The following is a 24,058-nucleotide window of genomic DNA, read 5'->3' on the forward strand; positions in this document are numbered from 1 at the left end:
TGCAATATGCTCCGTGATGAAGTGCCCCGCGTCCCGCGTATCGACCTCAACCTGCTGCGGGTTTTCGATGCCGTCTATGAGGACCGCAGCATCCTGCTGGCCAGCAAGCGCCTGCATCTGAGCCAGTCGGCGGTCAGCCATGCCTTGACCCGGTTGCGTGAGTCCCTGCAGGACGAGTTGTTTATTCGCACCGCCAAGGGCATGCAGCCGTCGGCCCGTGCCGAAGCAATTGCCGGCCCGCTGCGCGAAGCACTGCTGACCATTCAGCGCACCGTGGGCGTGGAGGCGTTCGACCCCGCCAGCGCAACGCGGACCTTCACCCTTGCCGCCAATGACTATCTGAGTTCGGTGCTGCTGGCACCGCTGTTGCGGCGCCTGGCCCAGGAGGCTCCGGGGGTGGACCTGGTGGTGCGCCCGGCGACCCGCCTGGATCTGGCCGAGCAGATCGACGTCGGGCGCATCGACCTGGCCGTCGGGGTGTTTGCCGAGCTGCCGCAGCGAGTGCACAGCGCCCGTCTCTGGCAGCAGCAGGATGTGTTGCTGATGTGTCCCGAGCATCCCTTGCTCGACCTGCCCGAGTTGACCCTTGAGGCCCTGGCGGACCAGCCATTGATCACACTGTCGGTAGGCGGGCAGGAGGAAGGCGCGGTCAACGGCTACATTCTTGAGCGCGGTATTGCCCGGCAGTCGGAGATGTTCGATCGCCAGCGCCTGGAGCAGGCGCTGGCGGCGATTGGCCGCCGTCCCCAGTACAAGGTCACCCTGCCCCATGCCCTGGTGCTGCCGCAGTTGCTGGAACAGTCGCGGCTGGTGGCGATTGTGCCGGGGCCACTGGCCCGGGCTTTCGAACAGCGCTTTGGCCTGTGTCAGCGGGCGCTGCCACTGGCGGTTGAAGCGTCGTCGCTGTTGGCGATCTGGCATGGACGCAACACGGCAGACCCGGCCCATCTCTGGTTGCGCCAGCAGTTGCTGGAGGTGGCAGGCGCGCTGGCGCAACCGCTTTGAGCTGCTCGGCTTTCGGTGTTTTCATGGGGCCGGTGTTTTTTTCCACAGAGGGTGCTCAGCCTCTGTGACGAGCCTTGAGGCTTGGTCTTTTATCGCGAGGGTTTGCATGCAACGGATCAAGGGCTATCACGCCCACGTCTACTTCGACGCCAGTACCATCGGCCAGGCCCGGGCCTTGTGCGAGCAGGCCGCGCAGCTGTTTGACCTGAAAATGGGTCGGGTCCACGAGCGGCCGGTGGGGCCCCATCCGGACTGGAGTTGCCAGTTGGCGTTCGCCCCTGAGGTGTTTGCCCAGGTAGTGCCGTGGCTGGCCCTCAATCGCCGGGGGCTGGTGGTGTTCCTGCACCCCGATACCGGGGACGACTTGCTCGATCACACCGATCATGCGATCTGGATGGGGGCCATGCGGCCGCTGGATCTGACGGGGTTCTAAGGGGCTGGTGATTGCTTGTGCACACCATGCAAAAAGGGGGCGCAACCTTTGGTTGCGCCCCCCTGATCTTGCGGTCTGGTCTTTACCTTCAGCTGACCCGAGCCTTGCGTACGCCTTCGGAAAGGGCTGCGCACAGGCTCAGAACGCCATCCACCGCTTGCTCGGAAGACTCGGCATTGGCGATGTGGTCGATCAGCGCCGAGCCCACGACCACGCCGTCTGCCAGACGGGCGATGGCGGCGGCCTGCTCCGGGGTGCGGATGCCGAAACCGATGCTGATGGGCAGGTCGGTGTGGCGACGCAGGCGGGTCACGGCCTCTTCCACATGTTCCAGGGTGGCGGCGCCGGCACCGGTCACCCCGGCTACCGAAACGTAGTAGACAAAGCCGGAACTGCCGTCGAGCACCTTGGGCAGGCGCGCGTCGTCGGTGGTTGGGGTGGTCAGGCGGATGAAGTCGATGCCGGCGGCCTGGGCCGGGTCGCACAGCTCGCTGTTATGTTCCGGCGGCATGTCCACCACGATCAGTCCATCCACACCAGATGCCTTGGCGTCGGCAATGAAGCGCGCCACGCCGTAATGGTGAATCGGGTTGTAGTAGCCCATCAGCACCAGCGGGGTTTCATTGTTGCCTTCGCGGAACTCGCGGACCATCTGCAGGGTTTTCGCCAGGTTTTGCTTGGCCCCCAGGGCCCGGATGTTGGCCAGCTGGATCGCCGGGCCGTCGGCCATCGGATCGGTGAAGGGCATGCCCAGTTCGATCACGTCGGCACCCGCTGCGGGCAGGCCCTTGAGGATCGCCAGGGAAGTGTCGTAGTTCGGGTCGCCGGCAGTGACGAAGGTCACCAGGGCGGCGCGGTTCTGTTCCTTGAGCTTGGCAAAGCGGGTGTGCAGGCGGCTCATCAGTGTTTCTCCTGCTGGGACTGTTGCATGTGGTGCATGACGGTTTGCATGTCTTTGTCGCCGCGGCCCGAGAGGTTGACCACCATCAGGTGATCCTTGGGCAGGGTCGGCGCGCGCTTGAAGACTTCGGCCAGGGCGTGGGCGCTTTCCAGGGCCGGGATGATGCCTTCCAGGCGGCAGCACTGGTGGAACGCGGCCAGGGCTTCGTCGTCGGTCACCGAGGTGTATTCGACGCGGCCGATGTCGTGCAACCAGGCGTGTTCCGGGCCGATGCCGGGGTAGTCGAGGCCGGCGGAAATCGAGTGGGCGTCGATGATCTGGCCATCGTCGTCCTGCAGCAGGAAGGTGCGGTTGCCGTGCAGCACGCCCGGTACGCCGCCGTTCAGGCTGGCGGCGTGCTTGCCGGTCTCGATGCCGTAGCCGGCGGCTTCAACGCCAATGATCTGCACGCTTTTGTCGTCGAGGAACGGGTGGAACAGGCCCATGGCGTTGGAGCCGCCGCCGATGCACGCCACCAGGCTGTCCGGCAGGCGGCCTTCCTGGGCTTGCATCTGCTCGCGGGTTTCCTTGCCGATCACGGCCTGGAAGTCGCGGACCATGGCCGGATAAGGGTGCGGGCCGGCCACGGTGCCGATCAGGTAGAAGGTGCTGTCGACGTTGGTTACCCAGTCACGCAGGGCTTCGTTCATCGCGTCTTTCAGGGTGCCGGTGCCGGCGACGACCGGGATCACTTCGGCGCCCAGCAGCTTCATGCGGAACACGTTGGCCTGTTGGCGTTCGATGTCGGTGGTGCCCATGTAGATCACGCAATCCAGGCCAAAACGCGCGGCCACGGTGGCGGTGGCCACGCCGTGCATGCCGGCGCCGGTCTCGGCGATGATGCGTTTCTTGCCCATGCGCCGGGCCAGGAGGATCTGGCCGATGCAGTTGTTGATCTTGTGCGCGCCGGTGTGGTTCAGCTCTTCGCGCTTGAGGTAGATCTTGGCGCCGCCGCAGTGTTCGGTCAGGCGTTCGGCGAAGTACAGCGGGCTGGGACGGCCGACGTAGTCGCGCTGGAAGTAGGCCAGCTCCTTGAGAAACTCGGGATCTTCCTTGGCCTTTTCGTATTCACGGGCCAGGTCGAGGATCAGCGGCATCAGGGTTTCTGCCACATAACGGCCGCCGAACGCGCCAAACAGGCCGTTGTCGTCAGGACCATTACGCAATTGGGACTGGGTCATTGGAGCGCTCCCGGGGAAGTGTGTGGAATGACAGATTCGTGGAAGGACAATGGAGCCCACTCTACCCCTGACACTGGAGCCTGAAAACCGATAAGATCGCCGCAACCTGTCAGGAAAACTCACCTATCCCATGAGCCGCGACCTGCCCCCCCTGAACGCCCTGCGGGCCTTCGAAGCCACTGCCCGGCTCAACAGCGTCAGCCAGGCTGCCGAACAACTGCACGTGACTCACGGTGCGGTCAGCCGGCAGTTGAAGGTGCTGGAAGAACACCTGGGCCTGAGTCTTTTCGTCAAGGATGGCCGTGGCATTAAACTCACAGATGCCGGGGTTCGCCTGCGCGATGCCAGCAGCGAGGCCTTCGAGCGTCTGCGGGACGTCTGTGGCGAACTGACCCGGGGCAGTGCCGATGCGCCCTTCGTGCTCGGCTGCTCCGGCAGCCTGCTGGCGCGTTGGCTGATTCCGCGCCTGGGGCGCCTGAATGCCGACTTGCCGGACCTGCGCCTGCACCTTTCCGCTGGTGAAGGCGATCTGGACCCCCGGCGCCCGGGGCTGGATGCCTTGCTGGTGTTTGCCGAACCCCCCTGGCCGGCGGACATGCAGGTCTATGAGCTGGCCAGCGAGCGAATCGGGCCGGTGCTCAGCCCGCGCTATGCCGGTTACTCGCATTTGCGCGAAGCGCCAGCGGCGGCCCTGGCGGCGGAGTCGCTGCTGCACACCACCTCGCGTCCCCAGGCCTGGCCCAGTTGGGCACGGCACAACGGCATCAGCGCCGAGGCGCTGAAGTACGGGCAGGGTTTCGAGCATTTGTATTACTTGCTGGAAGCGGCCGTGGCCGGGCTGGGCGTGGCAATCGCTCCAGAGCCGCTGGTGGCCGAGGACTTGCTGGCGGGCAGGCTGGTTGCCCCGTGGGGGTTTTCCGACACCCCGGGGCAACTGGCGCTGTGGTTACCCAAGCGCGCCGCCGATGGGCGCGCCCGGCAATTGGCGCAGTGGTTGAAAAACGAACTGCGCCAGGCGCTTTAGTTACCGCGCTTGCACAGCAGGTAGGCGGCCAGCAGGCCGATGGCGCCTACCGCCACACCCGCGGTGGCCCAGGGGTGTTCCTGGGCGTATTCGCGGGTGGCGATTCCGGTTTCGCGGGTTTTCACTTTGACTTCTTCGTAGGCATCGCTGATCAGGCTGCGGGAATGCTTGAGCGCATTCTCGGCGTTGCTCTTGAGGGCCTTGAGGGTTTTGCGCGATTCGTCAGTCGCATCGTCCTTGAGGCTTTCCAGGGATTTGAGCAGGCTTTCGATCTCGGCTTCCATACTTTCCAGTGAGGCTTTGCGTAACGAGGTGTTGGCCATGTCGGCTCTCCTGAGGGGTAGTGAACGGACTCTGTAGGTTCCGACTGCGGCCTGTTCAGAAAGTGCAGAAAATCTGAACTAGCCGTGAGCAATGGCGCCCCAAGTAATAAGAAAAATCACTGCTAGGCTGTATTTCACAGCAAAAAAGGAGAGCGCCATGACCGATCATCACACCTACAAGAAAGTCGAACTGGTGGGTTCGTCGCCGAACAGCATCGAAGAGGCAATCAACAACGCGCTGGCCGAGGCGCACAAGAGCATCAAGCACCTGGAGTGGTTCGAAGTGACCGAAACCCGGGGTCATATCAAGGACGGTAAAGCGGCGCATTTCCAGGTCACCCTCAAGGTAGGCTTCCGGATTGCCAATAGTTGAAAGCTTGGGCTAGGCTCTGGAACTTGTGCGCTGGCCGAGTGCCATAGGAAGTGGCAAAGCGCTACAACTGTCTTGAGCCTCTGTCAGGCTGGCTGCAACGCCGCCTCTTTTGATCCGACCAGGGAATGTGACCGATGAAAAAACTAGTATTAGCTGCTGCTTTGTTGAGTCTTGCGGGAACTGCCCTTGCCGCCGGCAAGCCGTGCGAAGAGCTGAAAAGCGAGATCGCCGCGAAGATCGATGCCAAAGGCGCCACTCACTATTCACTGGAAGTGGTCGACAAAGGCGCGGCGGCTGACGGCAAAGTGGTTGGCTCCTGCGAAGCCGGCACCAAGGAGATTGTCTACAAGCGCGGTTGAGCCTTTGTAGAAGCCCATTGAAAAGCCGACGCATCAGCGTCGGCTTTTTTGTGCCCGAAAGCAGCCTTAGCCCTTAATCACCTGGGCCAGCAACTCATAGGAGTGCAGGCGATCGGCGTGTTCGTACAGGTCGCAGGTAAAGATCAGCTCGTCGGCGCCGGTCTGCTCGATCAGCACCTCCAGCTTGGCGCGGATCTTCGCCGGGCTGCCGATCATCGCCAACCCCAGGAAACTCGACACCGCCTCCTTCTCATGGGGCAGCCACAGGCCGTCCATGCTGTTGACCGGCTTGCGCTGGACCAGGCTCTGGCCGCGCATCAGGGCGAGAATCCGCTGGTACACCGAGGTGGCCAGGTAATCCGCGTGTTCATCGGTATCCGCGGCTACCAGAGGCACGCCTAGCATCACGTAAGGCTTGTCGAGCACCGCGGAAGGCTTGAAGTGATTGCGATAGACGCGAATCGCCTCATGCATGTAGCGCGGTGCGAAATGCGAGGCGAAGGCGTAAGGCAAACCCCGCTCTCCGGCCAGTTGCGCACTGAACAGGCTGGAGCCCAGCAGCCACACCGGTACGTTGGTGCCGGTGCCCGGTACTGCGATCACCCGTTGCTCCGGAGTTCGTGGGCCGAGGTAGGCCATCAGTTCCGCCACGTCCTCGGGGAAATCGTCGGCGCTGCCGGAGCGTTCCCGGCGCAGGGCGCGGGCGGTCATCTGGTCGGAACCCGGGGCGCGCCCCAGGCCCAGGTCAATGCGTCCCGGGTACAGGCTTTCCAGGGTGCCGAACTGTTCGGCGATCACCAGCGGTGCGTGGTTGGGCAGCATGACCCCGCCGGAGCCGACGCGAATGCTCGATGTCCCACCGGCCAGATAACCCAGCAACACCGAAGTGGCGGAACTGGCGATGCCATCCATGTTGTGGTGTTCGGCGACCCAGAAGCGGGTGTAGCCGAACTTTTCCACGTGCTGGGCCAGGTCCAGGGAATTGCGCAGGGATTGCGCCGGGCTGCCGTCTTCACGCACGGGCACCAGGTCGAGGGTCGAGAATTTAACAGCGGACAGCGGTTTCATAGGCCTGCTTCTCCATAGGGGTGCAGGCCTTTGTCATGAGCCAAAACCTGCCGAAATTTGTAAGTCAGACTCATGCAATGTGGGCATATACCCGAGTTTCAATAGTCAGAGTGAATTTGTCGGGTAAATAGACGTCGCGCACACCGGCTGAACTTTGCCGCCGGATCTATCCTCAGAACCCTTAGGCAACAGAAACAAGCGCGGTGCGACCCTTCGCACCCGGTTCTTGAGGAGAAAGAGATGAGTATCAAAAAGAAGGCTTCGGCTCATTGGGAAGGTGATCTGAAAACCGGCATCGGCTCGATCTCGACCGAAACCGGGGTGTTGCGTGAGGCGCCCTATGGCTTCAAGGCACGTTTTGAAGGTGGCAAGGGCACCAATCCGGAAGAGTTGATCGGTGCGGCCCATGCGGGCTGCTTCTCCATGGCGTTTTCGATGATTCTCGGTGATGCCGGGCTCAAGGCCGACAGCATCGATACCCAGGCCGAAGTGACCCTGGATCAGGTGGACGGCGGCTTCGCCATCACGGCGGTGCACCTGATCCTCAAGGCGAAGATCCCCGGCGCCAGCCAGCAGCAGTTCACGGAGCTGAGCAACAAGGCCAAGGAAGGGTGTCCGGTGTCCAAGGTGCTCAATGCCAAGATCAGCCTGGAAGCGACGCTGCTGGGTTGATCGTTGCGTCGGCAAGCCAGCTCCTGCTTCGGTTGGTAGGAGCCGGCATGCCGGTGAATGCGTCTGTGCGGCGGACAAGAACCTGTGGTCGAATACGCGACTGCGGCTTCAGCGCACGCTCGTGCGCGCCGTAGCAAGGGAGCTTGAGATCATGAAACGTTTTGCCTTGGCGGTTGTTTGCTGTGCGCTGGCCACATCGGCCTTCGCCGCCCCCAAGCCCTGCGAGGAACTCAAGGCCGAGATCGAAGCCAAGATCCAGGCCCAGGGCGTTGCCTCCTACACGCTGGAAATCGTCACCAACGACGAGGTCCACGACAACAATATGGTGGTCGGCAGCTGTGAGAACGGCACGAAGAAGATCATCTATCAGAAGAACGATCGCTGAGCCGGCTCACGGCACGCAGTTGATCAGGCGCTCCTCGGCGACGATCTCGCGCTTGGCGTTGTACAGCCGGGCGCTGGGAGTGAAGGCCAGGTTGCGCGCCTCCAGGCGATAGCGCTGGCCGGCTTCAAAATGGTCGTAGCGCAGGCTCAGGTAGCACAGTCGCTCCTGGGGATCGGTGGTCATGCCCATGCCGCCGCCGAACACCTCGAAGTCGAAACGCACCATCAGCTCGTGGCTGCCGGGGCTGACCTGGAAGAAACGCCCGTCCCGCAGGCGCTGGTTGTCCAGGCGCTCGGCCATGACCAGCTTGCCCCCCGGCGTCGGCGTGGCCAGGTCGATCCAGGCCTGTTGCGGATCGACACTGGGCAGGGGCGTGCTGCAGGCACTGAGGGTGGCAAGGGCGAGGATCAACAGAAGTGGGCGCATGACGGAGGCCGAGTAAGCGAAAGGCCCTCAGCATAGCGCCGATCAATTGCGCTGGCAGCCCGCCGCCAGCAGGGTGTGCTGCTCATCAGCCAGCAGGTGGCGGTCCTGGGGGCGGCGTGAGGTCGATCCAGGCTTGCGCCGGGGCCGGTTCGGGCAGTCCGGCGTCGCCGGCGAAAGACAAGAGTGCGGCCGTCGGCAGCAACACGCACGTGGCGAAACTCCAGGTTGGCGAGATAGTCTTGCGGGCAGACTCTCTGTGGATGATTCCAATTGAATAGGCCGCGTTCAAGCCATGGGTTACTTGATCCTCTTTTGCGCTTTTTGTTTGCGGCCCTGACGCTTTTGCTGCTCAACGGTTGCAGCAGCGTTGCGTACTACAGCCAGTTGGCCAGCGGCCAGATGCACCTGTTGCGGGCTCGCACGCCGGTGGCCCAGGTGGTCGCCGACCCCACCCGCGACCCGACCCTGCGGGCCCATCTGGCCCAGTCGCAACGGGCCCGTAGCTTTGCCAGCCAGCATCTGCACCTGCCGGATAACAACAGCTACCGGCTGTACGTCGACATCGGCCGGCCCTATGTGGTGTGGAACGTGTTTGCTACCCCGGAGTTTTCCCTGAGCCCGCAGACCCATTGCTTCCCCATTGCCGGTTGCGTGGCCTACCGCGGCTACTACAACCAGGGCGCCGCCCGGGGCGAGGCGGCGCTGCAGCGGCAAAAAGGCATGGACGTGGCGATCGGCGGGGTGGAGGCCTATTCGACCCTGGGCTGGTTCGATGACCCGATCATCAGTTCGATGATGCATTGGGGCGATGAGCGTCTGGCGACCCTGATCTTCCATGAGCTGGCGCACCAGCGCTTCTATGTGAAGGACGACACCGAGTTCAATGAATCCTTCGCCACTTTCGTCGAGCAGGAAGGCACTCGCCAGTGGCGGGCCTATCGTGGGTTGCCGCCCCAGGACAACGCTGATGTCCGTCAACGGGATCAGTTCATCCAGCTGTTGCTGGATGCTCGCAAACGCCTGGAGCAGCTGTATGCCCAACCCTTGTCCGCCGAGCAGATGCGCCAGCGCAAGGCCCAGGAGTTCGAGGTGCTGCGCCGGGATTATCGGCAGCTGCGGGACCGCGAGTGGGCCGGTTCCAAGCGCTATGACGCCTGGATCAACGCACCGTTGAACAACGCCCGGCTGCTGCCCTTCGGTCTGTACGACCAATGGGTGCCGGCGTTTGCCGCGCTGTTCAAGGAGGTCAATGGCGACTGGCCGGCGTTCTTCCTTGCAGTGGAGAAACTGGGGCGCCTGCCGGCCGAGCAGCGCAAGGCTGATTTGCTCAGGCTGCAGAGCGCCTTATCCGCCAAGCCGGCTCCCACCCCTGACCTGTAGGCGCCGGCTTGCCGGCGAACAGCGGTTCTAACGCCGCAAAAACGCCTGATGCAACTCGGCCAGCGTCTCAAAGTGATAGGCCGGAGCTTCGGCACTCAGTTCCTCACGGCTGCCGAATCCATACCCCACCGCCGCCGCATCCAGGCCATTGCGCTTGGCGCCGATCAGGTCGTGCTTGCGATCGCCGATCATCAGGGTGCTGGCCGGGTCCAGCTGTTCCTGCTCCAGCAAATGGGCGATCAGCTCCACTTTGTCGGTGCGGGTGCCGTCCAGTTCGCTGCCGTAGATCACCTTGAAGTGCCGGGCGAAGTCGAAATGGCGGGCGATTTCCCGGGCGAACACCCAGGGCTTGGAGGTGGCGATGTACAGCTGGCGCCCTTGCCCGCCGAGGGTTTCCAGCAGCGGCGCGACCCCGTCGAAGACCCGGTTCTCATACAGGCCGGTGACCTTGAAGCGTTCGCGATAGAAGTTCACCGCCTCCCAGGCCCGGGCTTCGTCGAAACCATAGAACTGCATGAAGGCCTGCAACAGCGGCGGGCCGATGAAGTGCTCCAGCCGGGTCAGGTCCGGCTCGTCGATCCCCAGCTTGCCCAGGGCGAACTGGATCGAGCGGGTAATGCCTTCGCGGGGATCGGTCAGGGTGCCGTCGAGGTCGAACAGGACGGTTTGGTAATGCATGGCAGTTCCTCGGCAGTCAGTAGCAGATCAGGGACGGTCGTAGCCTTCGGCCAGGTGCAGGTCCTTGAGCTTCACGTAGTTGGCGGCGCTGTAGGTGAAGAAGGCGCGCTCCTTGTCGGTCAGCGGGCGCGACTGCTTCACCGGGCTGCCGACGTAGAGAAAGCCGCTTTCCAGGCGCTTGCCCGGTGGCACCAGGCTGCCGGCGCCGACGATCACGTCGTCTTCCACCACCGCGCCGTCCATGACGATGCTGCCCATGCCGATCAGCACCCGGCTGCCGATGCGGCAACCGTGGAGCATGACTTTGTGGGCGATGGTCACGTCGTCGCCGATCAGCAGCGGGAAGCCGTCGGGGTTGAAGGGGCCGGCGTGGGTGATGTGCAGCACGCTGGCATCCTGCACGCTGGTGCGCGCGCCGATGCGGATGCGGTGCATGTCGCCGCGGATCACCGTCAGGGGCCAGACCGAGCTGTCGGCGCCGATCTCGACGTCGCCGATGACCACTGCCGAGTGGTCGACAAAGGCCCGTTCGCCCAGGCTCGGGGTGTGGTTCTGATAGCTGCGAATGGCCAAGTGCGAATGCCTCTCTGAGATTTATTAATGGGGGCTATAGCTGCGGTGGCTGCTCATTGTAATTAAGATGGTGCTACGTTTCCCTGCATGTTTCTTCCAGCCAAGGTGCCCACCGTGAGTGTGAACAACCCTCTTCTGCAGCCCTACGACCTGCCGCCGTTCTCGGCGATCCGCGCCGAGCATGTGCAACCGGCCATCGAACAGATCCTGGCTGACAACCGCGCCGCTATCGCTGAAATCCTCAAGACCCAAGCCACCCAGCCCACCTGGGCCGGTCTGGTATTGGCCATGGACGAGCTCAATGACCGCCTGAGCGCGGCCTGGAGCCCGGTCAGCCACCTCAACGCGGTGTGCAACAGCGCCGAACTGCGTGAAGCCTACGAGGCCTGTCTGCCGGCCTTGAGCGCCTACTCCACGGAAATGGGCCAGAACCGCGAGCTGTTCCAGGCCTTCGACGCCCTGGCCAAGAGCCCCGAAGCCGCCGGTTTCGACGTGGCGCAGAAAACCATCCTCGAACACTCCCTGCGGGACTTCCGCCTGTCGGGTATCGACTTGCCGCCCGAGCAGCAACAGCGCTACGCAGAGGTACAAAGCCGGCTCTCGGAGCTGGCCAGCCGTTTCTCCAACCAGTTGCTGGACGCCACCCAGGCCTGGACCAAGCACATCACCGACGAAGCGGCCCTGGCCGGCCTGACCGACTCGGCCAAGGCGCAAATGGCCGCCGCGGCCCAGGCCAAAGGCCTGGACGGCTGGCTGATCACCCTGGAATTCCCCAGCTACTACGCGGTGATGACCTACGCCCAGGACCGTGCCCTGCGTGAAGAGGTCTATGCCGCCTACTGCACCCGGGCGTCGGACCAAGGCCCTAACGCCGGTCAGAACGACAACGGCCCGGTGATGGAAGAGATCCTCGACCTGCGTCAGGAACTGGCCAAGCTCCTGGGCTTTGCCAGCTTTTCCGAGCTGAGCCTGGCCACCAAGATGGCCGAGTCCAGCGATCAGGTGCTGAGCTTCCTGCGGGACCTGGCCAAGCGCAGCAAACCCTTTGCCGCTCAGGACCTGGAACAGCTGCGCGCCTATGCCGCCGAACAGGGTTGCCCCGACCTGCAAAGCTGGGACAGCGGTTTCTATGGCGAGAAGCTGCGCGAGCAGCGTTACAGCGTGTCCCAGGAAGCCCTGCGCGCCTACTTCCCCATCGACAAGGTACTTGGCGGCCTGTTCGCCATTGTCCAGCGCCTGTACGGCATCGAGATTGCCGAGCAGCAGGGCTTCGACAGCTGGCACCCGGACGTGCGCCTGTTCGAAATCAAGGAAAACGGTCAGCACGTTGGCCGTTTCTTCTTCGACCTCTACGCCCGCTCCAACAAGCGTGGCGGTGCCTGGATGGACGGTGCCCGCGACCGTCGCCGCACCGTTGACGGTGTGTTGCAGAGTCCGGTGGCCAACCTGGTGTGCAACTTCACCCCGGCCGACAGCGGCAAGCCTGCACTCCTGACCCACGACGAAGTCACCACCCTGTTCCACGAGTTCGGCCATGGCCTGCACCACCTGCTGACCCGGGTCGAGCATGCCGGAGTCTCCGGTATCAATGGCGTGGCCTGGGACGCGGTGGAGCTGCCGAGCCAGTTCATGGAGAACTGGTGCTGGGAGCCCGAAGGCCTGGCGCTGATCTCCGGTCACTATGAAACCGGCGAGCCGCTGCCCCAGGACCTGCTGCAGAAGATGCTGGCAGCGAAGAACTTCCAGTCCGGGCTGATGATGGTGCGCCAGCTGGAATTCTCGCTGTTCGACTTCGAACTGCATGCCACCCACGGCGATGGCCGCAGCGTGCTGCAAGTGCTGGAAACCGTGCGTGACGAGGTCTCGGTGATGCGTCCGCCGGCCTACAACCGCTTCCCCAACAGCTTCGCCCACATCTTTGCCGGCGGTTATGCCGCGGGTTACTACAGCTACAAGTGGGCGGAAGTGCTGTCGGCCGATGCCTTCTCCAAGTTCGAGGAAGATGGCGTGCTCAACCCGGCCACCGGGCGGGCGTTCCGCGAGGCGATCCTGGCCCGTGGCGGCTCCCAGGAGCCGATGGTGCTGTTTGTCGATTTCCGCGGACGGGCGCCGTCGATTGACGCACTCTTGCGCCACAGCGGCCTCAGCGAGGACGCGGCAGCATGAGTGACGCACCCGTGAAGACCAAAAAACGCTTTATCGCCGGGGCGGTATGCCCGGCGTGCAGTGAGCAGGACAAGCTGATGATGTGGAGTGAGGACGACGTACCCCATCGCGAGTGCGTGGCCTGTGGCTACTCCGACACCCTCAACGAGCAGGGCCTGTCGGTGCCCAAGGAACTCGGGACCCGGGTCAACAGCGCGACGCCCAAGGTGGCCGACACCAAGGTGCAATCGGTGCAGTTCTTCCCCAATCCCAAGTTGAAGAAAAAAACCGACTGACCACGCCAGACAAAGCCGGCTCCCTCTTAGGAGCCGGCTTGCCGGCGAAACGATTCGCCCCCCTTCCTTCGCCCCGTGGGCTTTGGCGAGCCAGCTCGCTCCTACGTGGCCCCCTGACCCCCCACCGTTTCGAACCAGCTTTTCACCGAACAGGTGGCGAACACACGGGTGCTGCAGCCGCCATTGGCCAGCAATGCCCCGTGAGCCAACTGTCATAGAAACCTGAAGCTGATACGTAATTTTCCGCCGCTTCTGATCTTTTTTTCGCCTGAAACGGTTCATCCAAATGCTTAGCCTGCTACCATTTGTAACCAAATTTTGCTGATGTGCTCATAAAAACCGGGCCTTGCCCGGCCTTCTGCGTTGCCAAAACACAAAGTCGCGCCATGACGCGGCTGACCTTTCCATCAATGCCTGATGAGGTGCACCCATGTCTGATCAAGATCGAGACAACCCGCGGCGTGAGTTTTTGCGTAAATCCTTGACCTTGATCCCTGTGGTCACTGTCGCCAGTACCGGCCTGGGCAGTTCCATGCTGGCGGCCGCGCCCGAGACGGCCGTCGCTGCCAGGCCGGCGGCGCCGAGCAAGCTGCCCAGCGGCAGCCAGAACTATGAGCCTAGTTACTTCAGCGCCGAAGAGTGGGCCTTCATCAAGGCGGCGGTGGAACGCCTGATCCCGGCGGACGAAATGGGGCCAGGTGCCCTGGAAGCCGGGGTGCCGGAGTACATCGACCGTCAAATGAACACCCCCTACGCCGCCGGCGCCCTGTGGTACATGCAAGGCCCGTTCAAGGCCGACGCCGCACCGGAGATGGGTTGGCAGAGCAAGCTGGTGCCCAAAGACATCTATCGCCTGGGCATTGCCGCTGTGGATGCATGGTGCAAAGACCTCAAGGGTCAAGTTTTTGCTGCGCAAGACAGCGCTACCCGAGACGCTTTGCTCAAGCAGCTGGAAGCTGGAACCCCGCAGTTCGATGCGCTCCCGGCCAAGCTTTTCTTCAATCTGCTGTTGCAGAACACCAAGGAAGGCTTCTTCAGCGATCCGATCCACGGCGGCAATAAAGGCCTGGTGGGCTGGACCCTGATCGGCTTTCCCGGCGCGCGCGCCGATTTCATGGATTGGGTGGAGCGCAACGAGCAATACCCCTTCCCGGCAGTATCGATTCGCGGCCAGAGGGCTTGAGCATGGCAACAGTGATGAAGAAGGTCGACGCGGTGATCGTCGGTTTCGGCTGGACCGGCGCGATCATGGCCAAGGAGCTGACCGAAGCCGGGCTCAACGTGCTGGCGCTGGAGCGCGGGCCAATGCAGGACACCTACCCTGACGGCAGTTATCCCCAGGTGATCGACGAGCTCACCTACAGCGTGCGCAAGAAACTCTTCCAGGACATTTCCAAAGAAACGGTGACCATTCGCCACAGCGTCAACGACGTGGCCTTGCCCAACCGGCAACTCGGCGCCTTCCTGCCGGGCAACGGCGTGGGCGGTGCCGGCCTGCACTGGTCTGGCGTGCACTTTCGCGTCGACCCCATCGAACTGCGCATGCGTAGTCACTACGAAGAGCGCTACGGCAAGCATTTCATCCCCAAGGACATGACCATCCAGGACTTCGGCGTCAGCTACGAAGAGCTGGAGCCGTTCTTCGACTTCGCGGAAAAGGTCTTCGGCACCTCGGGCCAGGCCTGGACCGTGAAGGGCCAGTTGGTGGGCGACGGCAAGGGCGGCAACCCTTATGCACCGGATCGCTCGGACCACTTCCCCCTGGAGTCGCAGAAAAACACCTATTCCGCACAGCTGTTCCAGAAAGCCGCCCATGAAGTGGGCTACAAGCCCTACAACCTGCCGTCGGCCAATACCTCAGGGCCTTACACCAACCCTTATGGCGCGCAAATGGGCCCGTGCAATTTCTGCGGCTTCTGCAGCGGCTACGTCTGCTACATGTATTCCAAGGCCTCGCCCAACGTGAACATCCTGCCGGCCCTCAAGCCGTTGCCGAATTTCGAGTTGCGCCCCAATTCCCACGTGCTCAAGGTCAACCTCGACAGCAGCAAGACCCGCGCCACGGGCGTCACCTATGTCGACGGCCAGGGCCGGGAGATCGAGCAGCCGGCGGACCTGGTGATCCTCGGCGCCTTCCAGTTGCACAACGTGCGGCTGATGCTGCTGTCGGGCATTGGCAAGCCCTACGACCCGATCAGCGGCGAAGGCGTGGTGGGCCGGAACTTCGCCTACCAGAACATGGCCACCATCAAGGCCTACTTCGACAAGGACGTGCACACCAACAACTTCATCGGCGCCGGCGGCAATGGTGTGGCGGTGGACGACTTCAACGCCGACAACTTCGACCACGGCCCGCACGGCTTCGTCGGCGGCTCGCCGATGTGGGTCAACCAGGCCGGCAGCCGGCCGATCGCCGGCACCTCGAACCCGCCGGGCACCCCGACGTGGGGCAGCGCCTGGAAGAAGGCCACTGCCGATTACTACACCCACCAGGTATCCATGGACGCCCACGGCGCGCATCAGTCCTACCGTGGCAACTACCTGGATCTGGACCCGGTTTACCGCGATGCCTACGGCTTGCCTCTGCTGCGGATGACCTTCGACTGGCAGGAAAACGACATCAAGATGAACCGCTTCATGGTCGAGAAGATGGGCAAGATCGCCGAGGCGATGAACCCCAAGGCCATTGCCCGGTTGGGCAAGCAGGTGGGCGAGCACTTCAACACCGCGTCCTACCAGACCACCCACCTGAACGGTGGCGCGATCATGGGCACCGATCCCAAGACCAGCGCCCTGAACCGCTACTTGCAGAGCTGGGACGTGCACAACGTCTTCGTTCCCGGGGCTTCGGCCTTCCCCCAGGGCCTGGGCTACAACCCCACCGGCCTGGTGGCGGCGCTGACCTACTGGTCGGCCCGGGCGATCCGCGAGCAGTACCTGAAAAACCCCGGCCCGCTGGTGCAGGCATAAGGAGCGATGACCATGAAAGCACTCGTTATCGCTACCCTGGCGCTGCTGGGCAGCGCCTCTGTCAGCGCCGCCGAAGTGGATCAGCAGGCCCTGGTGAAGCAGGGCGAGTACCTGGCCCGTGCCGGTGACTGCGTGGCCTGCCACACCGCCAAGGACGGCAAGCCGTTCGCTGGCGGGCTACCGATGGAAACCCCCATCGGGGTGATCTATTCCACCAACATCACCCCGGACAAGACCGGTATTGGCGACTACAGCTTCGAGGACTTCGACCAGGCCGTGCGCCATGGCGTGGCCAAGGACGGCAGCACCCTGTATCCGGCCATGCCCTTCCCGTCCTATGCCCGGGTCAGCGACGCCGACATGCAGGCGCTGTACGCTTACTTCATGAAAGGCGTGGCCCCGGTGGTCAGGGACAACCAGGACAGCGACATTCCCTGGCCCCTGAGCATGCGCTGGCCGCTGTCGATCTGGCGCTGGATGTTCGCCCCGAGCGTGGAGACCCCGGCGCTCGCGACCGGCAGCGATCCGGTGATCAGCCGCGGTGCCTATCTGGTGGAGGGCCTGGGCCACTGTGGCGCCTGCCACACGCCACGGGCCCTGACCATGCAGGAGAAGGCCCTGAGCGCCAGCGACGGCAGTGCTTTCCTGTCCGGCAGTGCGCCGCTGGAGGGCTGGATCGCCAAGAGCCTGCGCGGTGACCACAAGGATGGCCTGGGCAGCTGGAGCGAAGAGCAGCTGGTGCAGTTCCTCAAGACCGGCCGCAGCGATCGCAGTGCGGTGTTCGGCGGCATGAGCGATGTGGTGGTGCACAGCATGCAGTACATGAGCGAGGCCGACCTGACGGCTATTGCCCGCTACCTCAAGTCGCTGCCGGCCAATGATCCCAAGGATCAGCCGCACTCGTATGACCAGCAGGTGGCCGAAGCCCTGTGGAAAGGTGACGACAGCCAGCCCGGCGCGGCGGTGTACATCGACAACTGCGCAGCCTGCCATCGCACCGACGGCCAGGGCTACACCCGGGTGTTCCCGGCGCTGGCGGGCAATCCGGTGCTGCAATCGGCGGATGCCACCTCGCTGATTCACATCGTGCTCAAGGGCGGCACCTTGCCGGCCACCCACAGCGCGCCGTCGACCTTCACCATGCCGCCTTTCGCCTGGCGCCTGTCGGACCAGGAGGTGGCCGATGTGGTCAACTTCATCCGCGGCAGCTGGGGCAACCAGGCGTCGGCGGTGAAGGCCGGGGACGTGGCGGCGTTGCGCAATGGCGACCTGCAGAGCACGTCCAACGATGATTTGGGGCCGTTCACTGGTCGCTAGCGTCGAGGCCGGCGCCCGCTGCGGGCGTCGGTCCGGTGGTGGCTGTTCAGTCCTGGGTGAAGCGCTGGATGCCCAAGCGGCTTTCCAGTTGATAGCCGGCGATGCAGTCCGCCAGTCCGGCGTTCATCAGGTCTTCCCAGCTGGCGGGGAGCAGGCCGATGCCATCGTGGTGGGGGCTCCAGCGCACCGCGGCGAACTTCGGGTCCGCTTCATCGAAAGGTTGCTGGTCGTTCACTGTGGCCTTTTCGATGTCCTGGGTGCACAGCTCGAATTCGCAGGCCAGGCCCCAGAGCTGGCCGTCGGGCGCCCTGACGATGATCAGGTCGGCGCCTTGTTCGTAGCTGGGGAGGTAGGCATCCGCTGCGTAGAAGATCTTTTCCAGCCTGCCAGGTGTCCTGGGCATGTTTGCGCTCCTGTTCTTTGAGCCTGCCTTATACCCCAACGCCACAAACCTGTAGGAGCCGGCTTGCCAGCGAAGGTGCGGCCTGTGTCGCGCCGGGGAGCGTTCACTTGCGGGGGGTGGGTTTCGGTCCGGCGGTGCTGGTCAGATAAATCCGGCTCCATTACTGTGTATGCATACAGTAATGGAGCGCTCCCATGTTCACCCCCCTGCCTCCCCGTGGTCGCGGTACCGCGAGCAATCCGCACAATCGTTTCGCGCCCAATCGTTCGGTGGCCGAGGACGACGGCTGGTACCAGGAAGTGCCGCTGACCCAGGGCACCGAGGTGCGTTTTGAAACGGCGAAATCCATCATTACCCGCAACACCTCGCCTGACCTGCCCTTCGATCGCTCGATCAACCCCTATCGCGGCTGTGAGCACGGCTGCATCTATTGCTACGCGCGGCCCAGCCATGCCTATTGGGATATGTCCCCGGGGCTGGATTTTGAAACCAAGCTGATCGCCAAGAGCAACACCGCCGCGCTGCTGGAGCAGCAACTGTCCAAGCCCGGCTATCGCTGTGCCCCGATCAACCTGGGGTCCAATACCGACCCCTACCAGCCCATCGAGCGTGAGCAGCAACTGACCCGACGCACCCTCGAAGTGCTGCTGCGCTATCGGCATCCGGTGACCATCGTCACCAAGGGCTCGCTGATCCTGAGGGACCTGGACCTGCTGGTCGAGCTGGCCCGGCAGCGGCTGGTGGCGGTGATGATCAGCCTGACCACCCTGGACGATGAGTTGAAGCGCATTCTCGAACCCCGGGCGGCGGCGCCCAAGGCGCGTTTGCGGGCGATCCGGGTGATGCGTGAAGCGGGCGTTCCGGTGGGGGTGCTGTGTTCGCCGATGATCCCGATGATCAACGACAGCGAACTGGAAAGCCTGCTCAGCGAGGCCCATGCCGCAGGGGCGCAGAGTGCGGCCTACATGATGCTGCGCCTGCCCCTGGAGGTGGCGCCGCTGTTCGAGGAGTGGCTGGCGGCGCATTACCCGCAGCGGGCCGCCCATGTGCTCAGCCTGATCCGCCAGAGCCGGGGTGGTGAGCTCTACGACAGCCGTTTCGGCAGCCGCATGCGCGGTGAGGGGCCCTTCGCCGACCTGTTGGCCCAGCGTTTCGCCAAGGCGCTCAAGCGCCTGGGGCTCGATCGGCGCGCGGGCTTCGATCTTGATTGCTCGGCCTTCTGTCCGCCGGGGGGGCAGATGTCGTTGCTGTGAGAAGCATTGGCCTATGGTTGCCTAGCGGATGTTGCTGACGGAGGTCCGCTGGTCACCTTTTGACATCGCCCATAGTGGCGTTCTAGAGCGTTCCATTCAGTTTGAGTTAAGTTTTTAGCGCTACCTTGCCCATCAAGTGACCGACGGGTCGCGGTCGGCGCCCCGGTTATTTTTTAATCGATTACTGGCGTCGTGCCGGATAATTCTGGAAAATTCACCAAATCCGACAGAGAGGCTGAATCATGAGTGACAAGGATAAACAGCCGTTGGCTGCGTCGGCTCCCGCACCCACCGAGGTTGCCGAAACCGCCGATGCAGCGCTGCAGCATATCGTTGACGGCTTTTTGCATTTTCATCATGAAGTCTTCCCGCAGCAGGAAGAACTGTTCAAGAAACTCGCCACCGCCCAGCGGCCAAGGGCGATGTTCATTGCTTGCGCGGATTCGCGCATCGTTCCCGAACTCATTACCCAGAGCTCTCCCGGCGACCTGTTCGTGACCCGCAACGTGGGCAACGTGGTGCCGCCCTATGGGCAGATGAACGGGGGTGTTTCCACGGCGATCGAATACGCGGTGCTGGCCCTTGGGGTGCACCACATCATCGTCTGCGGGCACTCGGACTGCGGCGCCATGCGCGCGGTGCTCAATCCGCAAAGCCTGGAGAAAATGCCTACGGTCAAGGCCTGGCTGCGGCACGCCGAAGTGGCGCGGACCATGGTCCACGAGAACTGCGATTGCGCCGATGAATCCTCCAGCATGCATGTGCTGACCGAGGAGAACGTCATCGCCCAGTTGCAGCATCTGCGCACCCACCCTTCGGTGGCTTCGCGCATGGCCAACGGCCAATTGTTCATCCATGGCTGGGTCTACGACATCGAGACCAGTTCGATCAAGGCCTACGACGCGGACAAGGGTTGTTTCCTGCCGCTCGATGGCACTCATCCGATCCCCGTGGCGACGCCCAAAGCGCGCTTCTAATCCCGCCTAAATACACCTGAGTGGTTGTAGCCAGGGCCGCCGTTTGGCGGTCCGGCTTTGCCACGCCTGAACAAAAGTCAGGAGAACTGTCATGCGTGCAGCACAGTTGAAAAGTGTCCTGCCACGGGAGCTGCTGGCTTCGGTGGTGGTGTTTCTGGTGGCCCTGCCCCTGTGCATGGGGATCGCCATTGCCTCGGGCCTGCCGCCAGCCAAGGGCCTGATCACCGGGATCATCGGCGGGCTGGTGGTGGGCTGGTTGGCGGGCTCGCCCTTGCAGGTCAGCGGTCCGGCTGCCGGGCTGGCGGTGCTGGTGTTCGAACTGGTGCGCCAGCACGGTGTGGCCATGCTCGGGCCGATCCTGCTGTTGGCCGGGCTGCTGCAATTGCTGGCCGGGCGTCTGCGCCTGGGGTGCTGGTTCCGGGTCACGGCGCCGGCGGTGGTCTACGGCATGCTGGCGGGGATTGGTGTGTTGATCGTGCTGTCCCAGGTGCATGTGATGCTCGATGCCGCGCCCCAGGCCTCGGGGCTGGCTAACCTTGTCGGTTTCCCTCAGGCGCTGGCCCAGGCCTTGCCGAGTCTGGGTTGGCAGGCGGGCTTGCTGGGGTTGTCGACCATCGCGCTGATGTGGGGGTGGGACAAGTGGCGGCCACAATCGCTGCGCTTCATTCCGGGGGCGTTGCTGGGTGTGGGCCTGGCGACCCTGGCCAGCCTGGTGCTGGCCCTGGAGGTGAAGCGGGTCGAGGTGCCGGCCAACCTGAGTGAGGCCATCGACTGGCTGCGCCCCGCCGACCTGCTCAATCTGGCGGACCCCAACCTGTTGATCGCGGCCTTCGCCGTGGCCTTCATTGCCAGCGCCGAGACCTTGCTGTCTGCCGCGGCGGTGGATCGCATGCACAGCGGCGTGCGTTCGGACTTCGACCGTGAACTGTCGGCCCAGGGCGTGGGCAATATGCTCTGCGGCCTGCTTGGGGCCTTGCCGATGACCGGGGTCATCGTGCGCAGTTCGGCCAACGTCCAGGCCGGGGCCCAGACCCGTTTCTCGACGATCTTCCATGGTCTGTGGCTGCTGGGTTTCGTGTTGCTGCTGTCCAGCGTGCTGCAGAGCATTCCGGTGGCGAGCCTGGCCGGGGTGCTGGTCTACACCGGCTTCAAGCTGGTGGACCTCAAGGTCTTTCGCGGCCTGGGGCGCTACGGGCGGATGCCGATGTTGACCTACGCGGTGACGGCCCTGGCGATTGTCTTCAGCGATCTGCTGACCGGGGTGCTGATAGGTTTTGCCCTGACGCTGGCCAAGCTGGCGTTCAAGGCCTCGCGCTTGAAGATCAGCCTGATCGACCTTCCCGCCGCCGGCGAGATGGAGCTGCGTCTGATGGGGGCCGCGACCTTTCTCAAAGTGCCGGCCCTGACTCGGGTTCTGGCGAGCATTCCACCGGCGACGACGGTGCATGTGCCTCTCAACCACCTCAGTTACATCGATCACGCCTGCCTGGAGCTGCTGGAGGAATGGACTCGGGCCAATCAGGCCAAGGGGTCGCGGTTGATGATCGAGGCGCGGGGCTTGAAGCGACGCCTGGAAGGACGCTTGAGCAGTGGTGGTGGGATTGGAGTGGCGTCAGCAAGAAGTTGATGGCAGCAGGGAATGGGCTGCCCCCTTCGCCACAAGGCTCGTTGCGAGCCTTGCTGGCGAGGAGTGGGTTCAGGCGGCGGGCTGGTCGAGCTCTAGCTCCACGCCCAGCTGGCGTGACAGGCAGGGCCAGCGTTTCCAGGCGGCCTCGGTGTCCGGGCTGTTGAGTTTGTCGCGGTAGGCTTCCACTGATTCCAGGGCGAAGCTTTCTTCGTCGAGCATGGCGTCGACCGCGTGGTGTACCGCTTCGTCCAGCTGGTTGGCGAAGGTTTCACCGATCAGTTGGTGGGCGATGAGGTTGGCGACCGTCATGTCCAGGGGGATCAGTGGACGGCCGAAGTGCTTGATGTACAGATCGTTAACCTCTTCCACCAGGCGCAGTGCCAGGTAGGCTTCGTCCAGCAGGCTGTCGAGGCCGACGTGGCCGTCCATGATGGCCGGCGGCTGGAGGAAGAATTGCTCGGCGATCTTCAGTACAGGCTTGATCTGCGATTCGATGCCGGCTTCACGGGCCACCGCATTAGCGGCGTCCAGCAGGTCCGGAACCTGGTCGATGTAGGCGCTGACGAAACGGGTCATGACGTCCTTGGCGTCGACTTCGGGCAGCTGGATGGCAGGGTGCAGGTGAGGCAGTTGCGTTTCCAACTGACGGGTCAGAAGGCCTGTGCTGGCTTCGTGTTGCCGGGCCAGTTGGATCTGCTCGCGCAATGCGGCGGTGTTCATGAAAACTCCAGGGAACAAGGGCAATTGAATAGGGAGAACATAAGTTAGCCTGCTTACGAAAATGCTTAAGACGCATTTGTCATAATTATTTCATGCTTAGACAGCGGGGTTATATCGTTCTGCCATCCCGGGCACTCGATCCCTTTTGTGCCGTGGCCTGCAAACCTCCTTTCCAGTGTTTCAGCTGATTTACGCCCTCGCGTTGCGAGGTCAGAGTCGCTGTCTATACTCGCCATTGTATGAAGTTAGCTGATGACGCCCGACTGCAAATGCAGCGAGGCCCGGCCGGTTTAAGTTCGTAGTCTAGGCAGCCGCTCCCTTGCCGCAGGTGTTAAGCCGGCGGGATAACAAGAACGATAAGGGGAACCCGCAATGATGCGACATCCACATGTCTGGATGGGCCTCCTGTTGTTGTCGATATTCAGCCAGGCGCAAGCCGCCTGGACGGTGAATATGACGCCTGGGGCTACCGAGATAAGCCACGCGGTATTCGACCTGCACATGACCATCTTCTGGATCTGTGTGGTGATCGGCGTCATCGTCTTCGGCGCGATGTTCTGGTCAATGATCGTTCACCGCCGCTCCACGGGCCAGGTCCCGGCCCGGTTCCACGAAAGCACCACTGTGGAAATCCTCTGGACCATCATCCCCTTCCTGATCCTGGTGGCCATGGCCGTCCCGGCGACGGCGACCCTGATCAAGATGTACGACACCAGCGAGCCGGACGTGGACATCCAGATCACCGGCTACCAGTGGAAGTGGCACTACAAATACCTCGGCCAGGATGTGGAGTTTTTCAGCAACCTGGCCACCCCCGCCGAACAGATCCACAACAAGAGCGTCAAGGGCGAGCACTACCTGCTGGAAGTCGACCAGCCCCTGGTGCTGCCGGTGGGGGCCAAGGTGCGCTTCCTGGTGACCGCCGCCGACGTGATCCACTCCTGGTGGGTGCCGGCCTTTGCGGTCAAGCGTGACGCCATCCCGGGCTTCGTCAACGAAGCCTGGACCCGGGTCGACAAGCCCGGCATCTACCGTGGCCAGTGCGCCGAGCTGTGTGGCAAGGACCACGGCTTCATGCCGATCGTGGTGGAGGTCAAGAGCCAGGCCGACTACGACACCTGGATGGGCGAGCGCAAGGCCGAGGCCGCCAAGCTCAAGGAGCTGACCAGCAAGGAATGGACCCTCGATGAGCTGGTGGCCCGTGGCGATAAGGTCTACCACACCGCTTGCGTCGCCTGTCACCAGGCGGAAGGCCAGGGCCTGCCGCCGATGTTCCCGGCCCTCAAGGGCTCGAAGATCGCCACCGGGCCCAAGGGCGATCACTTGAATATCGTCCTTTACGGCAAACCGGGGACTGCCATGGCGGCCTTCGGCAAGCAGTTGTCGGAAGTCGACATCGCTGCGGTGGTGACCTACGAGCGCAACGCCTGGGGCAACAACAAGGGCGACATGGTCACGCCAAAAGAAGTGCTGGCGCTGAAACAGGCGGAAAGCAAATGAGCCGGCTTATTGGGTATTTCCGCAACCGCT

26 protein-coding genes are annotated in these 24,058 nt (G+C 63.2%); 17 read left to right on the forward strand and 9 right to left on the reverse strand.

Going from position 1 to position 24,058, the window contains the following annotated elements; genetic code table 11:
* Window positions 1-6 precede the first annotated feature (6 nt).
* Together LOY69_RS00180 and LOY69_RS00185 are read left to right on the forward strand one after the other, a co-directional pair.
* Window positions 7-1,005: a LysR family transcriptional regulator gene (locus LOY69_RS00180; protein WP_253129081.1), complete on the forward strand. Its 999-nt coding sequence runs from the start codon at window positions 7-9 to the stop codon at window positions 1,003-1,005.
* A 106-nt stretch (window positions 1,006-1,111) separates the two neighbouring features.
* Entirely contained in the window at window positions 1,112-1,438 is a 327-nt protein-coding gene (locus tag LOY69_RS00185; protein WP_102881423.1) for a DOPA 4,5-dioxygenase family protein, read from the forward strand.
* A gap of 88 nt (window positions 1,439-1,526) precedes the next feature.
* Here LOY69_RS00185 and trpA read toward each other — a convergent pair whose 3' ends face one another.
* On the reverse strand, window positions 1,527-2,339 hold the full coding sequence (gene trpA / locus LOY69_RS00190) for a tryptophan synthase subunit alpha (RefSeq protein WP_102881424.1): 813 nt from the start codon (window positions 2,337-2,339) through the stop codon (window positions 1,527-1,529).
* The gene (trpB, locus tag LOY69_RS00195) at window positions 2,339-3,559 is read right to left on the reverse strand and encodes a tryptophan synthase subunit beta (RefSeq protein ID WP_102862457.1); all 1,221 of its coding nucleotides are present in this window, start codon (window positions 3,557-3,559) and stop codon (window positions 2,339-2,341) included. The genes trpA and trpB overlap by 1 nt, the downstream gene beginning before the upstream one ends.
* 130 nt (window positions 3,560-3,689) lie before the next feature.
* Between trpB and LOY69_RS00200 the strand changes: the two genes are divergently transcribed.
* A complete protein-coding gene (locus LOY69_RS00200; RefSeq protein ID WP_102881425.1) occupies window positions 3,690-4,583 on the forward strand; it encodes a LysR family transcriptional regulator in 894 nt (297 codons plus the stop codon).
* Here LOY69_RS00200 and LOY69_RS00205 read toward each other — a convergent pair.
* On the reverse strand, window positions 4,580-4,906 hold the full coding sequence (locus LOY69_RS00205; protein ID WP_102881426.1) for a DUF883 family protein: 327 nt from the start codon (window positions 4,904-4,906) through the stop codon (window positions 4,580-4,582). The genes LOY69_RS00200 and LOY69_RS00205 overlap by 4 nt on opposite strands.
* A gap of 157 nt (window positions 4,907-5,063) precedes the next feature.
* On the opposite strand from LOY69_RS00205, the gene LOY69_RS00210 reads away from it, so the two are divergent.
* Together LOY69_RS00210 and LOY69_RS00215 are read left to right on the forward strand one after the other, a co-directional pair.
* Window positions 5,064-5,279, forward strand: coding sequence for a dodecin (locus LOY69_RS00210; protein ID WP_016965134.1), 216 nt, complete (start codon window positions 5,064-5,066; stop codon window positions 5,277-5,279).
* A gap of 134 nt (window positions 5,280-5,413) precedes the next feature.
* Window positions 5,414-5,638, forward strand: a complete 225-nt coding sequence (locus LOY69_RS00215; protein ID WP_102862460.1) for a DUF1161 domain-containing protein — start codon at window positions 5,414-5,416, stop codon at window positions 5,636-5,638.
* A gap of 66 nt (window positions 5,639-5,704) precedes the next feature.
* Here LOY69_RS00215 and LOY69_RS00220 read toward each other — a convergent pair whose 3' ends face one another.
* Window positions 5,705-6,706: an LLM class flavin-dependent oxidoreductase gene (locus tag LOY69_RS00220; protein WP_265073980.1), complete on the reverse strand. Its 1,002-nt coding sequence runs from the start codon at window positions 6,704-6,706 to the stop codon at window positions 5,705-5,707.
* A gap of 240 nt (window positions 6,707-6,946) precedes the next feature.
* Here LOY69_RS00220 and LOY69_RS00225 point away from each other — a divergent pair, with 240 nt between their 5' ends.
* Complete coding sequence (locus LOY69_RS00225; RefSeq protein WP_102862462.1) at window positions 6,947-7,378, forward strand: OsmC family protein; 432 nt, start codon at window positions 6,947-6,949, stop codon at window positions 7,376-7,378.
* Window positions 7,379-7,529: 151 nt separating this feature from the next.
* The gene (locus LOY69_RS00230; protein ID WP_102862463.1) at window positions 7,530-7,763 is read left to right on the forward strand and encodes a DUF1161 domain-containing protein; all 234 of its coding nucleotides are present in this window, start codon (window positions 7,530-7,532) and stop codon (window positions 7,761-7,763) included.
* A 6-nt stretch (window positions 7,764-7,769) separates the two neighbouring features.
* Here LOY69_RS00230 and LOY69_RS00235 read toward each other — a convergent pair whose 3' ends face one another.
* On the reverse strand, window positions 7,770-8,189 hold the full coding sequence (locus LOY69_RS00235; RefSeq protein WP_102862464.1) for a hypothetical protein: 420 nt from the start codon (window positions 8,187-8,189) through the stop codon (window positions 7,770-7,772).
* Between the two features lie 270 nt (window positions 8,190-8,459).
* Between LOY69_RS00235 and LOY69_RS00240 the strand changes: the two genes are divergently transcribed.
* Window positions 8,460-9,569, forward strand: coding sequence for an aminopeptidase (locus LOY69_RS00240; RefSeq protein ID WP_265073981.1), 1,110 nt, complete (start codon window positions 8,460-8,462; stop codon window positions 9,567-9,569).
* A 27-nt stretch (window positions 9,570-9,596) separates the two neighbouring features.
* Here LOY69_RS00240 and LOY69_RS00245 read toward each other — a convergent pair whose 3' ends face one another.
* Window positions 9,597-10,247, reverse strand: coding sequence for an HAD family hydrolase (locus tag LOY69_RS00245; protein WP_102862466.1), 651 nt, complete (start codon window positions 10,245-10,247; stop codon window positions 9,597-9,599).
* A gap of 27 nt (window positions 10,248-10,274) precedes the next feature.
* On the reverse strand, window positions 10,275-10,820 hold the full coding sequence (locus LOY69_RS00250) for a gamma carbonic anhydrase family protein (protein ID WP_265073982.1): 546 nt from the start codon (window positions 10,818-10,820) through the stop codon (window positions 10,275-10,277).
* A gap of 87 nt (window positions 10,821-10,907) precedes the next feature.
* Here LOY69_RS00250 and prlC point away from each other — a divergent pair, with 87 nt between their 5' ends.
* The 5 genes from prlC (at window position 10,908) to LOY69_RS00275 (ending at window position 17,548) form a co-directional block, all read left to right on the forward strand.
* Window positions 10,908-12,986: an oligopeptidase A gene (gene prlC, locus LOY69_RS00255; protein WP_170001361.1), complete on the forward strand. Its 2,079-nt coding sequence runs from the start codon at window positions 10,908-10,910 to the stop codon at window positions 12,984-12,986.
* Entirely contained in the window at window positions 12,983-13,261 is a 279-nt protein-coding gene (locus tag LOY69_RS00260) for a YheV family putative zinc ribbon protein (RefSeq protein WP_047290196.1), read from the forward strand. Before prlC ends, LOY69_RS00260 begins: the two co-directional genes overlap by 4 nt.
* 430 nt (window positions 13,262-13,691) lie before the next feature.
* On the forward strand, window positions 13,692-14,444 hold the full coding sequence (locus LOY69_RS00265) for a gluconate 2-dehydrogenase subunit 3 family protein (RefSeq protein ID WP_102881430.1): 753 nt from the start codon (window positions 13,692-13,694) through the stop codon (window positions 14,442-14,444).
* A 2-nt stretch (window positions 14,445-14,446) separates the two neighbouring features.
* The gene (locus LOY69_RS00270; RefSeq protein ID WP_102862469.1) at window positions 14,447-16,231 is read left to right on the forward strand and encodes a GMC family oxidoreductase; all 1,785 of its coding nucleotides are present in this window, start codon (window positions 14,447-14,449) and stop codon (window positions 16,229-16,231) included.
* 12 nt (window positions 16,232-16,243) lie between these two features.
* Window positions 16,244-17,548, forward strand: coding sequence for a c-type cytochrome (locus LOY69_RS00275; RefSeq protein WP_265073983.1), 1,305 nt, complete (start codon window positions 16,244-16,246; stop codon window positions 17,546-17,548).
* 46 nt (window positions 17,549-17,594) lie between these two features.
* On the opposite strand, the gene LOY69_RS00280 is transcribed toward LOY69_RS00275, so the two are convergent.
* Window positions 17,595-17,951, reverse strand: coding sequence for a hypothetical protein (locus LOY69_RS00280; RefSeq protein WP_170001358.1), 357 nt, complete (start codon window positions 17,949-17,951; stop codon window positions 17,595-17,597).
* 194 nt (window positions 17,952-18,145) lie between these two features.
* Here LOY69_RS00280 and LOY69_RS00285 point away from each other — a divergent pair, with 194 nt between their 5' ends.
* From LOY69_RS00285 to LOY69_RS00295, 3 genes are all read left to right on the forward strand, one after another.
* A complete protein-coding gene (locus LOY69_RS00285) occupies window positions 18,146-19,204 on the forward strand; it encodes a PA0069 family radical SAM protein (RefSeq protein WP_110594127.1) in 1,059 nt (352 codons plus the stop codon).
* A 242-nt stretch (window positions 19,205-19,446) separates the two neighbouring features.
* On the forward strand, window positions 19,447-20,181 hold the full coding sequence (locus LOY69_RS00290) for a carbonic anhydrase (protein ID WP_102862473.1): 735 nt from the start codon (window positions 19,447-19,449) through the stop codon (window positions 20,179-20,181).
* Window positions 20,182-20,272: 91 nt separating this feature from the next.
* Window positions 20,273-21,808 carry a SulP family inorganic anion transporter gene (locus LOY69_RS00295; RefSeq protein ID WP_110652528.1) on the forward strand — a complete coding sequence of 512 codons (1,536 nt, stop codon included), beginning with the start codon at window positions 20,273-20,275 and terminating at the stop codon, window positions 21,806-21,808.
* 69 nt (window positions 21,809-21,877) lie between these two features.
* Here LOY69_RS00295 and LOY69_RS00300 read toward each other — a convergent pair whose 3' ends face one another.
* Window positions 21,878-22,528: a hypothetical protein gene (locus tag LOY69_RS00300; RefSeq protein WP_102881436.1), complete on the reverse strand. Its 651-nt coding sequence runs from the start codon at window positions 22,526-22,528 to the stop codon at window positions 21,878-21,880.
* Between the two features lie 372 nt (window positions 22,529-22,900).
* Between LOY69_RS00300 and coxB the strand changes: the two genes are divergently transcribed.
* On the forward strand, window positions 22,901-24,028 hold the full coding sequence (gene coxB / locus LOY69_RS00305; protein ID WP_265073984.1) for a cytochrome c oxidase subunit II: 1,128 nt from the start codon (window positions 22,901-22,903) through the stop codon (window positions 24,026-24,028).
* Window positions 24,029-24,058: the final 30 nt, after the last annotated feature.

Origin of the sequence: Pseudomonas sp. B21-059 (assembly GCF_026016285.1) — a bacterium.
GTDB classification, from domain to species: Bacteria; Pseudomonadota; Gammaproteobacteria; order Pseudomonadales; family Pseudomonadaceae; genus Aquipseudomonas; species Aquipseudomonas danubii.

What these genes read in the sequence shown, in the direction of transcription:
- LOY69_RS00295 (WP_110652528.1), top strand. Translation starts at nt 20,273, where the DNA reads ATGCGTGCAGCACAGTTGAAAAGTGTCCTGCCACGGGAGCTGCTGGCT.
- LOY69_RS00235 (WP_102862464.1), bottom strand. Translation starts at nt 8,189, where the DNA reads ATGCGCCCACTTCTGTTGATCCTCGCCCTTGCCACCCTCAGTGCCTGC.
- LOY69_RS00290 (WP_102862473.1), top strand. Translation starts at nt 19,447, where the DNA reads ATGAGTGACAAGGATAAACAGCCGTTGGCTGCGTCGGCTCCCGCACCC.
- LOY69_RS00260 (WP_047290196.1), top strand. Translation starts at nt 12,983, where the DNA reads ATGAGTGACGCACCCGTGAAGACCAAAAAACGCTTTATCGCCGGGGCG.
- LOY69_RS00215 (WP_102862460.1), top strand. Translation starts at nt 5,414, where the DNA reads ATGAAAAAACTAGTATTAGCTGCTGCTTTGTTGAGTCTTGCGGGAACT.
- LOY69_RS00210 (WP_016965134.1), top strand. Translation starts at nt 5,064, where the DNA reads ATGACCGATCATCACACCTACAAGAAAGTCGAACTGGTGGGTTCGTCG.
- trpB (WP_102862457.1), bottom strand. Translation starts at nt 3,559, where the DNA reads ATGACCCAGTCCCAATTGCGTAATGGTCCTGACGACAACGGCCTGTTT.
- LOY69_RS00220 (WP_265073980.1), bottom strand. Translation starts at nt 6,706, where the DNA reads ATGAAACCGCTGTCCGCTGTTAAATTCTCGACCCTCGACCTGGTGCCC.
- LOY69_RS00230 (WP_102862463.1), top strand. Translation starts at nt 7,530, where the DNA reads ATGAAACGTTTTGCCTTGGCGGTTGTTTGCTGTGCGCTGGCCACATCG.
- LOY69_RS00285 (WP_110594127.1), top strand. Translation starts at nt 18,146, where the DNA reads ATGTTCACCCCCCTGCCTCCCCGTGGTCGCGGTACCGCGAGCAATCCG.
- LOY69_RS00265 (WP_102881430.1), top strand. Translation starts at nt 13,692, where the DNA reads ATGTCTGATCAAGATCGAGACAACCCGCGGCGTGAGTTTTTGCGTAAA.
- LOY69_RS00245 (WP_102862466.1), bottom strand. Translation starts at nt 10,247, where the DNA reads ATGCATTACCAAACCGTCCTGTTCGACCTCGACGGCACCCTGACCGAT.
- LOY69_RS00280 (WP_170001358.1), bottom strand. Translation starts at nt 17,951, where the DNA reads ATGCCCAGGACACCTGGCAGGCTGGAAAAGATCTTCTACGCAGCGGAT.
- prlC (WP_170001361.1), top strand. Translation starts at nt 10,908, where the DNA reads ATGTTTCTTCCAGCCAAGGTGCCCACCGTGAGTGTGAACAACCCTCTT.
- coxB (WP_265073984.1), top strand. Translation starts at nt 22,901, where the DNA reads ATGATGCGACATCCACATGTCTGGATGGGCCTCCTGTTGTTGTCGATA.
- LOY69_RS00300 (WP_102881436.1), bottom strand. Translation starts at nt 22,528, where the DNA reads ATGAACACCGCCGCATTGCGCGAGCAGATCCAACTGGCCCGGCAACAC.
- LOY69_RS00205 (WP_102881426.1), bottom strand. Translation starts at nt 4,906, where the DNA reads ATGGCCAACACCTCGTTACGCAAAGCCTCACTGGAAAGTATGGAAGCC.
- LOY69_RS00180 (WP_253129081.1), top strand. Translation starts at nt 7, where the DNA reads ATGCTCCGTGATGAAGTGCCCCGCGTCCCGCGTATCGACCTCAACCTG.
- LOY69_RS00225 (WP_102862462.1), top strand. Translation starts at nt 6,947, where the DNA reads ATGAGTATCAAAAAGAAGGCTTCGGCTCATTGGGAAGGTGATCTGAAA.
- LOY69_RS00185 (WP_102881423.1), top strand. Translation starts at nt 1,112, where the DNA reads ATGCAACGGATCAAGGGCTATCACGCCCACGTCTACTTCGACGCCAGT.
- trpA (WP_102881424.1), bottom strand. Translation starts at nt 2,339, where the DNA reads ATGAGCCGCCTGCACACCCGCTTTGCCAAGCTCAAGGAACAGAACCGC.
- LOY69_RS00200 (WP_102881425.1), top strand. Translation starts at nt 3,690, where the DNA reads ATGAGCCGCGACCTGCCCCCCCTGAACGCCCTGCGGGCCTTCGAAGCC.
- LOY69_RS00270 (WP_102862469.1), top strand. Translation starts at nt 14,447, where the DNA reads ATGGCAACAGTGATGAAGAAGGTCGACGCGGTGATCGTCGGTTTCGGC.
- LOY69_RS00275 (WP_265073983.1), top strand. Translation starts at nt 16,244, where the DNA reads ATGAAAGCACTCGTTATCGCTACCCTGGCGCTGCTGGGCAGCGCCTCT.